Origin of the sequence: Rhodopseudomonas sp. BAL398, from assembly GCF_033001325.1 — a bacterium.
In the GTDB taxonomy this organism is placed as follows: Bacteria; Pseudomonadota; Alphaproteobacteria; order Rhizobiales; family Xanthobacteraceae; genus JARJEH01.
Genome location: NZ_CP133111.1, coordinates 213,330 through 228,549, shown reverse-complemented (window position 1 = coordinate 228,549; position 15,220 = coordinate 213,330). Strand labels below are relative to the sequence as shown.

Below are 15,220 nucleotides of genomic sequence, written 5' to 3'. Positions count from 1 at the left end.
TCGCATCAGCCGGGCCTCGTATCAATACGGGCGCCACCCTCACCCACGCCACCATCCTGAAGCCGCCGAACAGCACCAACATGTAACCGCCTCCGGTGGCTTTGCCGCGGGGCTTTTCCTTGATGACCCCATGCAAATGGTATTGAATGACGACGGGTCAAATGATGCTTTCATCAGAAAAGCCGTGGCTCGGAAACGCACAACCATATGGAAACGAGGGAGTCCAGGGAATGCACGTGAACTACGCCAGACTTGCGGCCGCGACAGCTTTCGCCGTCGTCGCCGCATCATCGAGTGGCGCGCTCGCGCAGAAGAAATACGACACCGGCGCCACCGACAAGGAGATCAAGGTCGGCAATATCATGCCTTATAGCGGCCCCGCTTCCGCTTATGGCGTGATTGGCAAGACCGAGGCCGCTTACTTCAAGATGATCAACGACAAGGGCGGCATCAATGGCCGCAAGATCAACTTCATCAGCTATGACGATGCCTACAGCCCGCCGAAGACGGTGGAACAGGCCCGCAAGCTGGTGGAGAGCGACGATGTGCTGTTGCTGTTCGGAACCCTCGGCACCCCGCCGAATTCCGCCATCCACAAATACATGAACGCCAAGAAGGTGCCACAGCTATTCGTCGCCACCGGCGCCACCAAGTGGAACGACCCCAAGCACTTCCCCTGGACCATGGGCTGGCAGCCGAATTACCAGTCCGAGACCCAGATCTATGCGAAGTACATCATGAAGATGATGCCCAACGCCAAGATCGCCGTGCTGTATCAGAACGACGATTACGGCAAGGACTATCTGAAGGGATTGACGGACGGACTCGGCGCCAAGGGCAAGTCGATGATCGTGATGGAGGAAAGCTACGAGACCTCGGAGCCGACCATCGACAACCACATCGTCAAGTTGAAATCCACCGGCGCCGATGTCTTCATCAATATCACGACGCCAAAATTCGCCGCCCAGGCGATCAAGAAGATCGCCGAGATCGACTGGAAGCCGACCCACTTCCTCAACAACGTGTCGGCCTCGGTCGGCAGCGTGATCAAGCCCGCGGGCTATGAGAACTCGCAGGACATCGTCTCGGCCGCCTATCTGAAGGATGCGTCGGACCCGAGCTGGAATGACGATCCCGGCATGAAGGAATTCTACGCCTTCATGAAGAAGGACTTCCCCGAAGGCAACGTGCTCGACGGCGGCACCGTGGTCGGCTACGGCGCGGCGCGGACGCTGGTGGAAGTCCTGACCAAGTGCGGCGACAATCTGACCCGCGCCAACATCATGAAGCAGGCCGCAAGCCTGAAGGACTTCAAACCCGGGGTGCTGCTGCCTGGTATCGCCATCAACACCAGCCCCACCGACTTCGCGCCGATCAGCCAATTGCAGCTGATCCGCTTCAAGGGCGAGAAATGGGAGCGGTTCGGCGACATCATCAGCGCCGACGTCGGCGGCTAGCTTTACACCAGTCCGCTTGGCTTAACGACATTGTCCCGGACGCAATGCGCGTCCGGGACTTTTTCTTCCGGTGTCGGTTTCTGCGCGCGCCTTGCCGCTATGCGCGGCGACGGCGTGCGTCGGCTGACGCGGCTTACGCCGCCGCGGCGATGTTGACCGCCGATTCCGCCAGCGTCGTCAGCGACACGTCGGTCTTCTTTTCCTGCTGCAGCGTCTCGTCGAGCAGCTTGACCGCGTCCTTCATGCCGAGCTGGGTGGCCCACTGCTTCAGCGTGCCGTAGCGCGAGATCTCATAATGTTCCACCGCCTGCGCGGCGGCGAGCAGGCCAGCGTCGAGCGCCTCGCAGCCCTTGTACTCGTCCATGATCTCCTTGCCCTCATCGAGAATACCCATGATGGCGTCGCAGGTCTTGCCGCGGGCCGGCTTGTCGAGCAATTCGAAGATCTGCTCGAGGCGCTCGATCTGGCCTTCGGTCTCGCCATGATGCTTTTCGAAGGCGGCGCGTAGCTTGTCCGATTGCGCGGCCTTCGCCATTTTCGGCAGTGCTTTCAGGATCTGCTTCTCAGCAAAGTAGATGTCCTTGAGCGTGTCGAGAAAAAGATCGTTGAGGTCTTTGCCCTTGGTGGCGGCCATGATGGACTCCGGTGCGTGTGAGCGGGTTGATCCCGGCCACTCAACGCCAAGTCATCATGCTGGTTCCTGCAGCCGTCGTGGGCGCGACAATTAAATCCGGTGCTATGTCGGAGATGCGACCGATCCAGGTAATTAGTTCCGTGCTGGAGTTCCAGCCGGCGGCGACCGCGCGGCGCCGCCGGCTGCAAGCCTCACGCCGCCAGCGTGGTCTCGACCAGCTTGATCCAATACGAGGTTCCGAACACGATCGCGTCGTCGTTGAAGTTGTAGGCCGGATGATGCAACCCGGCGCTGTCGCCATTGCCGAGGAAGATGAAGGCGCCGGGGCGCTTTTCCAGCATATAGGCGAAGTCCTCGGCACCCATCAGCGGCGGCATGTCATGCACATTGGCGTCGCCGGCGACGTCGCGCGCGATCCGCTGTGCCAGCTCGGTCTGCGCCGGATGGTTCACCACCACCGGATAGCCGCGCTCATAGTCGAGCTCGATCTTGGCGCCGGTCATCTGCGCCACGCCGGCGACCACTTCGCGGACCCGCTTCTCGACCAGGTCGCGAACTTCGGCGGTTAGCGTCCGCACCGTGCCCTTGAGGTCGGCGGTCTGCGGGATCACGTTGCGGGCATTGCCGGCGTGGAACTCGCAGATCGAGATCACCGCGGATTCCAGCGGATCGACGGTGCGTGACACGATGGTCTGCAACGCGGCGACCAGCTGCGCGCCGACCAGCACCGAATCGATCGATTTGTGCGGCCGCGCGGCATGGCCGCCGACGCCCTCGATCCGGATGTCGATCGAATCGGTCGACGCCATCACCGGCCCGGCGCGCACCGCGAAGGACCCGATCGGGATGCCGGGGCCGTTGTGCATGCCGTAGACCTGATCGATCGCGAAGCGGTCCATCAGCCCGTCCTTGATCATCGCGTCGGCGCCGGCGCCGCCCTCCTCCGCCGGCTGGAAGATCACCACGGCGTCGCCGGAGAAATTCCGGGTCTCGGCCAGATAGCGCGCGGCGCCGAGCAGCATCGCGGTGTGACCGTCATGGCCGCAGGCGTGCATCTTGCCGGGATTCTTCGAAGCGTAAGGCAGGTTGGTCTCTTCCTCGATCGGCAGCGCATCCATGTCGGCACGCAGGCCGATCACCTTGAGATCGCTGTCCGCCGCCGGCTTGCGGCCCTTGATGACGCCGACGACGCCGGTGCGGCCAAGCCCGGTGACGACATCGTCGCAGCCGAATTCGCGCAATCGCTCCGCCACAAAGGCCGCGGTGCGGTCGACGTCGTACATCAGCTCGGGATGGGCATGGATGTCGCGACGCCAGGCCATGATGTCGGGCTGCAGGTCGGCGACGCGGTTGATCACGGGCATGGGGCATTTCTCTTTGAGTGGACCAGCCCACAGCCTAGCACGAGCCGTGCCATCCGCCCAATACCGGCGGCAAAGCCGCTATACAGCGGGCAATGCCGCGGCTAAGCGTTGCCGAAACGCGTCGGCGACAAAAGGTGACTGGGATGGAGCAGCGGATCGAGGGCGAGTTCGACGTCATCGTGGTGGGGGCCGGAACCGCGGGCTGTATCGTCGCCAACCGGCTCTCGGCCGACCCGGCGCGGCGCGTGCTGCTGCTGGAAGCCGGCGGCAGCGACAATTGGATCTGGTTCCATATCCCGGTCGGCTATCTGTTCGCGATCGGCAATCCACGGTCGGACTGGATGTTCCGCACCGAGCCCGAGCCCGGCCTCAATGGCCGTTCGCTGGCCTATCCGCGCGGCAAGGTGATCGGTGGCTCCTCCGCCATCAACGCCATGATCTCGATGCGCGGCCAGGCCGCCGATTACGACCATTGGCGCCAGCTCGGCCTGACCGGCTGGGGCTATGCGGACGTGCTGCCCGCATTTCGGCGGCTGGAAGACCATTTTTTAGGCGACAGCGACCATCACGGCAGCGGCGGCGGCTGGCGCATCGAGGCGGCGCGGCTGTCCTGGCCGATCCTCGACGCCGTCGGCGACGCCGCCGAGCAGATGGGCGTGCCCTGGATTCGCGATTTCAACACCGGCGACAATGAGGGCGTCGGCTATTTCCACGTCAACCAGAAGCGCGGCCGGCGCTGGTCCTCGGCGCGCGGCTTTCTCAAGCCGGCGCTCAATCGACCCAATCTGCGGCTGGAAAAGAACGTGCTGGTCGACCGCCTGATCGTCGAGCATGGCCGCGCTGTCGGGGTGCGTTTCATCCAGGGCGGCCAGATCGTCGAGGCGCGGGCGCGCCAGGTGGTGCTGTGCGCCGGCTCGATCGGCTCGACCCAGCTGCTGCAGCGCTCCGGGATCGGGCCTGCCGAGTGGCTGGCGCCGCTCGGCATCGAACCCGTGCTGGACCGGCCCGGTGTCGGCCGCAATCTGCAGGACCATCTGCAGCAGCGCGCGATCTACAAGGTGAGCGGCGTGCGCACCTTGAACGAGACCTATCATTCGCTGCCGCGGCGCGCCCTGATGGGGCTCGACTACGCGCTGCGGCGGCGCGGGCCGCTGACCATGGCGCCGTCGCAGCTCGGCATCTTCACCCGCTCCGATCCGGATCGCGAGCGCGCCAATATTCAGTTTCACGTCCAACCGCTGTCGCTGGACAAATTCGGCGATCCGCTGCACCGCTTTCCGGCGATCACCGTCAGCGCCTGCAATCTGCGTCCGACCTCCCGCGGCGAGATCAGGATTACCTCGGCCGCCCCCGGCGCCGCGCCGTCGATCGCGCCGCATTATCTGACCACCGACGACGACCGCCGCGTCGCCGCTGACGCCATCCGCGCCACCAGGCGGCTAATGCGCCAGCCGGTGCTGCGGCGCTATCAGCCGGAGGAGTTTTTGCCCGGCCCGACGGTGGGCGATGACGACGCGGCGCTGGCCAAGGCCGCCGGCGATATCGGCACCACCATCTTCCACCCGGTCGGCACCGCCAAGATGGGACTGCCGAGCGACCCCTTCGCGGTGGTCGACGACCGGCTGCGGCTCCACGGCATCGACGGGTTGCGGGTGATCGACGCCTCGGTGATGCCGACGATCACCTCGGGCAACACCAATACGCCGACCGCGATGATCGCCGAAAAGGGCGCGGCGATGATGATCGAGGATGGGAAGTAAGCGGCATTCTGGCGAAGCCAAGCAAGCTCAGGTCAAGCGCCACGTCATCTGAGGGCCTGAACGAGACGATTATGGATCAGGATCATTCCGTCATTGCGAGCCGAGGCCGGCGCGCAGCGCCCTCCGGCAGCGAAGCAATGCAGGGGCGGCAAGCCACGACCTGGATTGCTTCGTCGCAAGGGCTCCTCGCAATGACGACCTTGGCCCCACTTCATTGCCCCTTTTGAGTCGAGCTCTGAGGTGTCGCAGCGCTGCGGCGGCCTCGAAGATGACGACACAGCAGGCGTGGAGGTTTAGTCAGCGGTCAGAAGGCCTTGCCTCACGCCGATTTACGCACCGCGTTGTCGACCAGGGTCTTGCCGAGCGACCAGATCGCGCCGGGGACCTTGTGGCTGTCGGCGATCACCTGGTCGAAGGCGGTCTCGATCCATTTGCAGTCTTCCTCGGTGACGGTCAGCGTCGGCAGCAGCTTGATGGTGTGGCTGCCGTGGCCGGAGACCTGGGTGAGGATCTTGTGCTCCTTGAACAGCGGCACCGTGATCAGCTGGCAGAACAGGCCCTTATTGGCGGTCTCCAGCATGGTCCAGGACGCCTTCAGCCGCAGCGATTTCGGCGGGCCGAATTCGACGCCGATCATCAGCCCCTTGCCGCGGACTTCCTTCATCAGCTCATAGCCCGGCACCATCCGGGTCAGCGCCAGCCGCAGCTCGGCGCCGCGCTTGGCGGCGGCCTCGATCAGCTTCTCGTGCTTGAGCACCTCCAGCGTGGCGATGCCGGCCGCCATCGCCAGATCGTTCTTGGCAAAGGTCGAGCCGTGTACCACGGCGCGGTCCATCTGGCTGAAGATCTTGTCGAAGATTGATTTGCGGGTCAGCACCGCGCCGACCGGGACATGGCCGCCGGACAGCGACTTCGACAGCAGCACCATGTCGGGCTCGACATTCCAGTGCTCGACCGCGAGGAAGCGGCCGGTGCGGCCGATCCCGGTCTGGATCTCGTCGGCGATGAACAGCGTGCCGTAGCGCTTGCACAGCGCCGCGGCGCCGGGCAGGAATTCGTCGGTGGGCAGATTGACGCCCTTGCCCTGGATCGGCTCGACGATGAAGGCCGCGACCTGGCGGGTCGACAGCGCCTTCTCCAGCGCTTCCAGATCGTTGAACAGAATCGTCGTGCAGTCGGGCAGCAGCGGTCCGAACCCGGCCTGGAAATTTGGATCGTCGGTCAACGACAGCGCCCCGTAAGTGAGGCCGTGATAGCTGTGGTCGCAATGCACGATGCCGGTGCGCCCGGTGGCGCAGCGGGCGAATTTGATCGCGGCCTCGACGCATTCGGCGCCCGAATTGGCGAAGAACACCTTGTCGAGATAGGGCACGTAGTCGAGCAGCCGCTCCGCCAGCACGCCGGCCAGCGTCGAGACGTCGAGCTGCACCAGATTGGGCAGGTCGGCGTCGAGCACGCTCTTCAGCGCGTCGCGCAGCACCGGGTGATTCCGCCCGATCGCAAATACCCCGAAGCCGCTCAGCAGATCGAGATAGCGCGCGCCGTCGCGATCGAACAGATACGGGCCCTGGCCGCGCTGAAACCCGACATCATAGCCGATGGTTTTCAGCACCCTGACGAGCTGCTCGTTGAGGTGGCGTGCATGCATGCCGCTGCGCTGGGCCTGGCGCTCCGCGAAGAGCTGCGAAAAGTCGAGATTCGGATATGACATCAGTTGCATACTTCGTTTGGTGGGGTGCACCGTGAACTGAAAACCCCGATTGCGGCGTTTTGTGATTCCGGCGCCGCCAATCGAGTCGGCCGGGCACCGAAACCCGATTTGCGCGGCAACGCCATATCACGCCCGCGCCGCGGGGTTGCGGATTAATTTCGGCCGCCGGGCATGTGCCCGACGGTTCCCCTGCCGACCCAGTAAAATCCCCAGCAGCGCTCGCCTGCCCGGTTCCAACCGGTTCAGCTCTCGTCTGCCTCTGTCTTCGCGGGTTCGCGCGGCTTGCCCATCAGCGCCGGCTGGAACAGCAGCACCGCGGCCAGCGTGGTGACCAGCGACAGCGCCAGCAATTTGCCCATGCTGGCTGTGCCCGGATGGCTCGACAGCCACAGGCTGCCGAACGCGGTCGCGGTGGTCAGCGCGCTGAAGAAGATCGCCCGGGTCAGCGCCGATTGCAGCAGGTTGGTGTGTCCCGCGCGCCACGCGGTGACGTAATAGATCTTGAACGCCACGCCGACGCCAAGCAGCAGCGGCAGCGCGACGATATTGGCGAAGTTCAGCGGCAGACCGATGATGACGCAGATCTCCAGCGTCACCGCGCCGGCGACCAGCAGCGGCACCAGCGTCAGCGCCACGTCGCCGATCCGGCGCAGCGCCAGCCACAGCAGCAGCGAGATCGACAGCAGCGCCCACAGCCCGGCCTGGATGAAGGCCGAAACGATGGTGTCGCCCGATTTCATGATCGACACCGGGCCGCCCACCGCCAGGGGTTCGGCCTTCAGCACGGCGGCGGCGAATTTGCGCAGCGTCGCGTTGTCATTCGGATCGCCGCTCGGCAGCGCCTCGACGCGGATCGCGCCTTCCTTGGTCTTCCATGCCGACACCAGATCATCCGGCAGGGTCTGTAGCGATAGCGGCTTGGCCTGGAGCAGATCGCGCAACTGGGTCAATGCCAGTTGCAGCGGCCGCACGAACACCGCCTGGGCCTTGTCGCGGGTCGCCTGGTCGGCTCCGGCGAGCCCGGTCAGCGCATCGGCCAAGCGCCGCGAGGCTGCGGCGCCTGGGCTGTCGGCCTCGCCGGCCACCTTGCGCAGGCTGGCCGCGGTCAATTGCAGCGCCTCGACATTTTCCGCGTCGGTCGGCGGCGGATCGATCGATTCCGGGTTGAGCGCCGAATCGAGCGCCTTGGCGCCCTGCGCGATCATCTTCAGCTTGGCCGGCTGGTCGTCCGGCACGAAACTATCGAGCGACATCGTGCGCGACACTTCCGGCAGCTTGCTGAGCTTGGCCTCGACCACCCGGGCGGCCGCTTCGTTCGGCGCCATCACGTTGATCGCATTGGCGCCGGTGTTGGGGTCCTTGCGCAGATCGAGGAAGGTCGCGATCGATTCGACCTTGGGGCTGCGCAGGTTGATCGGATTGAAATCGAACTGCATGAAATACAGCAATGGCAGCCCGGCGATCGCCAGCGCCAGCGTTCCGCCGACGATCCCGACCCGGTGCTTTTCCAGGAACTCATCGAGCGGCGCCAGGAAGGCGTAACCCAGCGGCTCCCTCTCGCCGGCCGGGTTGAGCAGCTTGAGCAGCGCCGGCAAGAAGGTGATGCAGGACAGGAATGCGATCATCATCCCTGCGCCGGCGATCATGCCCAGTTCGGAGACGCCCTTATAGGCGGTCGGCAGAAACGACAGGAACCCGGCCGAGGTCGACACCGCCGCCAGCGACAGCGGAATCGCCGAATATTTCGCCGCCCGCACCAGGGCCGCCGTCAGATCATTGGTTTTGTAGCGTTCGGAGCGGTAGCGCACGCTGAACTGGATGCCGAAATCCACCCCCAGCCCGACAAACAGCACCGCGAACGCAATCGACAGCAGGCTCAGCGAACCCACCATCATCAATCCGACCGCGGTGGTGATCGACAGGCCGACGAATAGATTGATGAACACCGCCAAGATGATCTTCGGCGAGCGCAAGGCCAGCCACAGGATCACCAGCACCACCAGCACCGTGCCGATGCCGTTGACCAGGGCTCCGTCCTGAACCGTGGCGAACTCCTCATTGGCGATCGGAACCGGCCCGGTCAGCCGCACCCTGGCGCCGTATTCGGAGGCCAGATTGAGGTCCTTCGCCGCCTGCCGGATTGCATCGGTGGCGGTCTTGCCGGGTTCCAGCGCCTGGAAGTCGAGGACCGGCTTGATCTCGATGAAGGCGCGACGATCGGAATCAGTCAGCGGCTTGTCGCTCATCAGGGCGCGCCAGGAGAACATCCCCGCCCCGGTCTTCAGCACGGTGTCGACCGTATCGGCCACCATCGCGAATGGCCGCGCGGCGCCATCAAGCTTGAATTCTCCGCGTTTGACGCCGAGCAGCCCGGTTTCCAGCGCGCCGGTCAGGCCGCGCAGGCTTGGATCGCCGGCGACGATGGAGATCAGCGGCGCCGCCGCCTCGAACTGGCCGGTGAGTTGCGCGACTTCCTGGGTGGGCAGGAACAACAACCCGTTTCGGTTGAAGAATTCTCCGGCGCCGAGCCGGCGGACAGATGAAAAGTTCTTGTTATCGCTCGACAATCTGTCTGCCAGCGCGGCTGTCGCGGCGCCTGCGAATTCCGGCGTCGGAGCGTCCACGACGGCCAGAATCAGGCGTTCCTGGTCGAACGCCTTGTCGAAAGCGATATCGCGCTGCCGCCAATCCAGATCCGGCGAGATCAGCTTGTTGACGTCGGTATTGATCCCGAAGTTCCGCGCCGTATAGAAGCCGGCCGCGACCGCAAGAATGACACCGATAATTACAGTAAAAGTCGCAAACCGGGTGCAAGCTTTGACAATGGAAACAATGACTCTTGTCAGCACAATTTCACTTTCTATTGCTTTCGGCTTGCCTAGAATGCGGCGGCTTTGGCCGAGTTCCCTCGCGGGATTTGATTGCCCCGAAAGGTCTGGCCTTCAAGGACATGACAAAATGGCTTAAACGGGGAGCCCGGCAGCGTCTCGTGGCCGGAAGTAATCCCACCGAAGCCGATTGCCAAGCGCGTTCTGATCCGTCAATCCAGCCGTTGTATGTCCTGGGTGGCGCAATACCGGCTGGATCATGGCGCGGAAATTGCCGATAATGACGGCTGGAGACAGAGTTTTATGATGTGTGTGGTGACCCTTGTCTGACGTTCGACCTCTCGCCGTTTTTCTAGCCCAGCCTCGCGGCTTCTGTGCCGGCGTCGTTCGCGCGATCGAGATCGTCGAACGCGCGCTCGAGAAATATGGCGCACCGGTCTATGTCCGGCATGAGATCGTCCATAACAAATATGTGGTCGAAAGCCTGAAGGCCAAAGGCGCGATCTTTGTCGAGAACCTGTCCGAAGTGCCGCCCAAGGCGGTGACGGTGTTCAGCGCCCATGGCGTCGCCCGCAGCGTCGAGGAGGAAGCCGCTGCGCGCGGTCTGCCGGTGCTCAATGCGACCTGCCCGCTGGTGACCAAGGTCCACAATCAAGGCAAGCGCTACATGTCGAAGGGGCGCGCCTTGATCCTGATCGGCCATGCCGGCCATCCGGAGGTTGTGGGAACCATGGGCCAGGTTCCCGGCCCGGTGCTCCTGGTGCAAAATGTCGCCGACGTCGCCGCGCTGACGCTGCCGGCCGAGACCCCGGTGGCCTATATCACCCAGACCACGCTGAGCGTCGACGATACCAAGGACATCATCACCGCGCTGGAAGCCAGGTTCTCCGACATTCAGGGTCCCGACACCCGGGATATCTGCTATGCGACACAAAATCGCCAATCCGCGGTAAGAGACCTGTCGAAACTGGTCGATGTCATCATCGTGGTCGGCGCCAATAATAGTTCCAACTCGAACCGGCTGCGCGAGATCGGCACCGAGGTTGGAATTCCAAGCTACCTGATCGCCGATGGCAGCGAGCTCAATCCGGACTGGCTGAAGGACGCCAAGGCGGTGGGCATCACGGCGGGCGCCTCGGCTCCCGAGGTGCTGGTCGACGACGTGATCGAAGCGTTGCGCCGAATCGGCCCGGTCACCGTGTCGGTGCTGGCCGGACGCGAAGAGGATATCGAATTCGTACTACCCGCGGAGCTGGCCCCGGCCTGAGCCGCGCTCGTCTGATTTGTCCGAAGATTTGGTCTGAAAGAGAACCCCGTAATGGCAATCCCGTTTTTCAAAGAGATCAAGATCGGCGCCTACCTGGTGAAGCAGAAGATGCTCGGCAGGAAGCACTACCCGCTGGTGTTGATGCTCGAGCCGCTGTTTCGCTGCAACCTGGCCTGCGTCGGCTGCGGCAAGATCGATTATCCCGACGCCATTCTCGACCGCCGCATGAGCGCGCAGGAATGCTGGGACGCCGCCGAGGAATGCGGCGCGCCGATGGTGGCGATTCCGGGCGGCGAGCCATTGATCCATCGCGAGATCGGCGAGATCGTGCGCGGCCTGGTGGCGCGCAAGAAGTTCGTCTCGCTGTGCACCAACGCGCTACTGCTGGAAAAGAAGCTGCATCTGTTCGAACCGTCGCCCTATCTGTTCTTCTCGGTGCATCTCGACGGCATGAAGGATCACCACGACAAGGCGGTGTCGCAGCAGGGCGTGTTCGACCGCGCCGTCAAGGCGATCAAGGCCGCCAAGGCCAAGGGTTTCGCGGTCAACGTCAACGCCACGATCTTCGACGGCCATGCCGCCGAGGACATCGCCAAATTCATGGATTTCACCACCGAGCTCGGCGTCGGCGTGTCGATGTCGCCGGGCTATGCCTATGAGCGGGCGCCCGATCAGGAGCACTTCCTCAACCGCACCAAGACCAAGAAGCTGTTCCGCGACGTCTTCGCGCTGGGCAAGGGCAAGAAGTGGAACTTCATGCATTCCGGCCTGTTCCTGGACTTCCTCGCCGGCAATCAGTCGTTCGAATGCACCCCCTGGGGGATGCCGGCGCGCAACATCTTCGGCTGGCAGAAGCCGTGCTATTTGCTCGGCGAGGGCTACACCAAGACCTTCAAGGAATTGATGGAGACCACCGACTGGGAGAAATACGGCACCGGCAAATATGAAAAGTGCGCCGACTGCATGGCGCATTGCGGCTACGAGCCGACCGCCGCCAATGCCTCGCTGGTCAATCCGTTGAAGGCGCTGTGGGTCGCGATCCGCGGCGTGCGCACCGAGGGCCCGATGGCGCCGGAGATCGACCTGACCAAGCAGCGCCCGGCGCAGTACATCTTCTCCGAGCAGGTGCAGAAGACGCTGTCGGAGATCCGCCGCGACGAGGCCGCCGGCATCGCCCAGAAGGCCCAGCAAAAGGCCAGCACCGCGGCCTGAGCCTCGGCGGCTCCATCCAGATCGAACCGCGCGGCCATGCCAGGCCGTGCGAGACGCAGTCTGGTTGGAAAAGGCGCGCCGCATCGGCGACGATGCGGCCTCGCCTGCCTCAGAAGCTCGACGCAGCGAATCTGACGAGGCGGTGCCGCGGTTGAGTGTCTGGCGCGGAGAGTCCAGGGCGTGAAATCCTTCGAGGGCAGCTCAATGTCCTTCGGATATCGCCGTGCCTAGCTCCGGGCGGCGCAGCAGCATGACGACAGGAATGGCTGCGAGAAGAACGATTCCCATGATCCAGAATGTATCGCTAAAGGTCATGATAAGGGCATGCCGGTCGATCTGCGCCGACAATTGCGCCATCGCCCTCAGCTTTGCGGTTGCCGCATCGAGGCCCTGAGCGATTCCATTGGCAGCCAATCGCGTTTGCGCCAGTACCGAATTGGCGGTGACGCTTTCCCGGATGGTCGCCGAATGCACCGCGGTTTGCCGGTCGATGAAGATACCGCTTAGGGAAAGCCCCACCGAGCCGCCGAGATTGCGCGCCATGCTATAGATCCCAGCGCCGTCGGCGGCATTCTCCCGTCCGACGGCCACCATGGAGGCCTGGTTGAGCGGCATCATCGCCAGGATCTGGCCGACGCCGCGCAGAAGCTGGGACACCGTGAAATCGCCACCGGAGGTGTCCGGGCTCAAACCGACATCGGCGAAGCAACTGGCCGCGAAGAACGCCAGTCCCAGCGCGACCATCACGCGCGTGTCGAGGCGGCCGATAATGCGGGGCAGGATCGGCATCAGCACGAAGGTCGGCAGCGCAGCCAAAGCCATGATCGAACCGGCCTGGCGCGCGTTGAAGCCTGCGATCAGGCTGAGGAATTGCGGGACGATGAACGTGCAACCATAAAGGCCAGCGCCGACGACGAACACCAGAAGCGTCGCTCCGCCAAACGCACGGTTGCGCAACAGGCGCAGCTTGAGGACCGGATCGCGGCTCGTCATCTGCGCCACGAGAAGGATCAGGAAGCCGACCAGCGAGGCCAGCGACAGATAGACGATCAGCGACGATTCAAACCATTGCTCCCGCTGGCCTTCCTCGAACACGACCGTCAGGCAGCTGAAGGCCATCGTCATGCCGACGATGCCGAGCCAATCCGCGTCGGCCAGCAGTGCGAAATTGGCCTTCTGCGCCGGCAGACCGACAAGCAGCAGCGTCACCAGTGCGATCCCGACCGGCAGGTTGATGAAGAAGCACCAATGCCAGCTGACCTCCTCGGCGAGATAGCCGCCGAAAACCGGCCCAAGCACGGGACCGAGCAGCACGATCACACCGAAGATGCTCATGCCGACGGGCATTTGATGGGGCGGCAGACGGGTGCGGATGATCACCTGCGCCGTGGGAATGAGGGCGCCACCAAAAAAGCCTTGTCCGACGCGACCAACGATCATTTGCGTCAGGCCCTCGGCAAGCCCGCAAAAGATTGAGAACATCACGAACGCGATGCTCGTGACCAGCAACAAGGTGCGAAGGCCCATCAACCGCATCAGCCACGCGGCCAGCGGGATCATGACCACTTCGGCCACAAGGTAGCCGGTGCCGATCCACGTACCTTCCGTTCCGCTCGCGCCGATCGCGCCTTGAATCTGCGGCAACGCCGTATTGGTGATCGAGATGTCGAGCGTCGCCATCAGCGCGCCCAATGCTCCGCCGATCACCGCGATCCAGTCGGAGAGACTGGCGGATGGCGCGCTTTCAACCTTTGCCGGAGCAGTCATTGAACCGACCCGTCCGCCTGCGCCTGACGGACCCGCGCGTTCGCATTGGTATCCACCGAAACCGTCACCGACAGACCGGGGACCAGAGCCGGAGCATTGCTGGTCGGGGCATCGACGCGAATGCGGACGGGCACGCGCTGAACGATCTTGGTGAAATTCCCAGTCGCGTTCTCCGGTGGTAGCAGCGCGAACTGAGACCCGGTCCCCGGTGCGAAGCTGTCGACTGTGCCGTGCAAGGCAAGCCCAGGATAGGCGTCGACCTTGATGTCCGCAGGCTGGCCCGCCCGCATTTTCTCGATCTGGGTTTCTTTGAAGTTGGCCACCAGATAAAGTTGGCGCGTCGGCACGACCGTCAACAGCAGTGTTCCCGGTTGGACGAACTGGCCGACCTGCGCCGTGCGGTCCCCCACTCGCCCGGCAATCGACGCGCGCAGCGTCGTGTCATCCAGATCAAGCTCCGCCTGGTGCTGACTTTCCTGCGCGGCGGCGAGCTGCGCACGCGCCTGATCGATCTCAGCCGCGCGCATCGCAACCTGACGCTGCGCTCCGTCAAGGACAGCCTTTTTCAAAAGCTTTACTGACTGCGCCCGCTTCAGCGCATTTTGCGCCTGATCATTCTGCTGCTGGCTGGTGACTCCCCGCGCCACCAGCCTTGCAGAGCGGTCCAATTCCTTCTGCGCCAGATCGACGGCGAGGTCAGCATTGTCTTCGTCGGCCTGCGCCTGGGCGATCATGGCATCCTGTTGCCGAAGATCAGCCTCGCTCTTCTCGACATCCGCCTCTCGCGCATGAACCGTCGCCTTGGCTTGACGTAGCGCGACTTCGTAGCGCCGCGCATCGACCTTGATCAGCGGCTGACCGGCGGTGACTTCATCATTGTTTTGCACATAGATATCGGTGACATAGCCGGAGACCCGGGGTGCCATCGAGACCTGATCGGCCCGCAGATAGGCGTTATCCGTGTTCTCGATAAAGCGGCCAGCGACGTACCAGTGGTGGAAATAGACGGCGCCAATGGTGATTGCCAACGCCGCCGCCGCGCCCAGTACCAGGCGACTCCGGCTGATTTTTCCGGCGCCGGTGGTTTTCCCGGCGGGCGAAACGGCCACAGGCTCGACGTCGCTTTGGTCGAAGGCCGTCGGCTTTGGCACCACTGCAACGCTCATTGTCTGGCCCTTTGATCCGTCCCAGCAGCAGATTTATTCCACCTGGAATATTTA

10 protein-coding genes are annotated in these 15,220 nt (G+C 63.6%); 4 read left to right on the top strand and 6 right to left on the bottom strand.

Translation table 11 applies throughout. The features are described from left to right. Positions 1-230 precede the first annotated feature (230 nt). Positions 231-1,457: an ABC transporter substrate-binding protein gene (locus RBJ75_RS01040; RefSeq protein WP_276156774.1), complete on the top strand. Its 1,227-nt coding sequence runs from the start codon at positions 231-233 to the stop codon at positions 1,455-1,457. Between the two features lie 133 nt (positions 1,458-1,590). On the opposite strand, the gene RBJ75_RS01035 is transcribed toward RBJ75_RS01040, so the two are convergent. After that, positions 1,591-2,091 (bottom strand): ferritin-like domain-containing protein, encoded by a 501-nt coding sequence (locus RBJ75_RS01035; RefSeq protein WP_044406056.1) that lies wholly within the window; start codon positions 2,089-2,091, stop codon positions 1,591-1,593. 191 nt (positions 2,092-2,282) lie between these two features. Further along, positions 2,283-3,455 (bottom strand): M20 aminoacylase family protein, encoded by a 1,173-nt coding sequence (locus RBJ75_RS01030; protein WP_044406058.1) that lies wholly within the window; start codon positions 3,453-3,455, stop codon positions 2,283-2,285. Between the two features lie 143 nt (positions 3,456-3,598). Between RBJ75_RS01030 and RBJ75_RS01025 the strand changes: the two genes are divergently transcribed. Further along, positions 3,599-5,215 (top strand): GMC family oxidoreductase, encoded by a 1,617-nt coding sequence (locus RBJ75_RS01025; RefSeq protein WP_276156775.1) that lies wholly within the window; start codon positions 3,599-3,601, stop codon positions 5,213-5,215. A 319-nt stretch (positions 5,216-5,534) separates the two neighbouring features. Here RBJ75_RS01025 and hpnO read toward each other — a convergent pair whose 3' ends face one another. Together hpnO and RBJ75_RS01015 are read right to left on the bottom strand one after the other, a co-directional pair. Then, positions 5,535-6,926 (bottom strand): aminobacteriohopanetriol synthase HpnO, encoded by a 1,392-nt coding sequence (hpnO, locus tag RBJ75_RS01020; RefSeq protein ID WP_044411591.1) that lies wholly within the window; start codon positions 6,924-6,926, stop codon positions 5,535-5,537. A 242-nt stretch (positions 6,927-7,168) separates the two neighbouring features. Beyond that, a complete protein-coding gene (locus RBJ75_RS01015; RefSeq protein WP_044411583.1) occupies positions 7,169-9,775 on the bottom strand; it encodes an MMPL family transporter in 2,607 nt (868 codons plus the stop codon). A 301-nt stretch (positions 9,776-10,076) separates the two neighbouring features. Between RBJ75_RS01015 and ispH the strand changes: the two genes are divergently transcribed. Beyond that, the gene (gene ispH / locus RBJ75_RS01010) at positions 10,077-11,021 is read left to right on the top strand and encodes a 4-hydroxy-3-methylbut-2-enyl diphosphate reductase (RefSeq protein ID WP_044411580.1); all 945 of its coding nucleotides are present in this window, start codon (positions 10,077-10,079) and stop codon (positions 11,019-11,021) included. Positions 11,022-11,072: 51 nt separating this feature from the next. Beyond that, the gene (hpnH, locus tag RBJ75_RS01005; RefSeq protein WP_044411578.1) at positions 11,073-12,233 is read left to right on the top strand and encodes an adenosyl-hopene transferase HpnH; all 1,161 of its coding nucleotides are present in this window, start codon (positions 11,073-11,075) and stop codon (positions 12,231-12,233) included. A gap of 201 nt (positions 12,234-12,434) precedes the next feature. On the opposite strand, the gene RBJ75_RS01000 is transcribed toward hpnH, so the two are convergent. Together RBJ75_RS01000 and RBJ75_RS00995 are read right to left on the bottom strand one after the other, a co-directional pair. Next, positions 12,435-14,000: a DHA2 family efflux MFS transporter permease subunit gene (locus RBJ75_RS01000; protein WP_044411576.1), complete on the bottom strand. Its 1,566-nt coding sequence runs from the start codon at positions 13,998-14,000 to the stop codon at positions 12,435-12,437. Beyond that, entirely contained in the window at positions 13,997-15,166 is a 1,170-nt protein-coding gene (locus RBJ75_RS00995; RefSeq protein ID WP_080901034.1) for an HlyD family secretion protein, read from the bottom strand. The genes RBJ75_RS01000 and RBJ75_RS00995 overlap by 4 nt, the downstream gene beginning before the upstream one ends. Positions 15,167-15,220: the final 54 nt, after the last annotated feature.

Bases quoted from the DNA above. Each gene is read 5' to 3' on its own strand.
- RBJ75_RS01040 (WP_276156774.1), top strand. From the start codon at position 231: ATGCACGTGAACTACGCCAGACTTGCGGCCGCGACAGCTTTCGCCGTC.
- RBJ75_RS01035 (WP_044406056.1), bottom strand. From the start codon at position 2,091: ATGGCCGCCACCAAGGGCAAAGACCTCAACGATCTTTTTCTCGACACG.
- RBJ75_RS01030 (WP_044406058.1), bottom strand. From the start codon at position 3,455: ATGCCCGTGATCAACCGCGTCGCCGACCTGCAGCCCGACATCATGGCC.
- RBJ75_RS01025 (WP_276156775.1), top strand. From the start codon at position 3,599: ATGGAGCAGCGGATCGAGGGCGAGTTCGACGTCATCGTGGTGGGGGCC.
- hpnO (WP_044411591.1), bottom strand. From the start codon at position 6,926: ATGTCATATCCGAATCTCGACTTTTCGCAGCTCTTCGCGGAGCGCCAG.
- hpnH (WP_044411578.1), top strand. From the start codon at position 11,073: ATGGCAATCCCGTTTTTCAAAGAGATCAAGATCGGCGCCTACCTGGTG.
- RBJ75_RS01000 (WP_044411576.1), bottom strand. From the start codon at position 14,000: ATGACTGCTCCGGCAAAGGTTGAAAGCGCGCCATCCGCCAGTCTCTCC.
- RBJ75_RS00995 (WP_080901034.1), bottom strand. From the start codon at position 15,166: ATGAGCGTTGCAGTGGTGCCAAAGCCGACGGCCTTCGACCAAAGCGAC.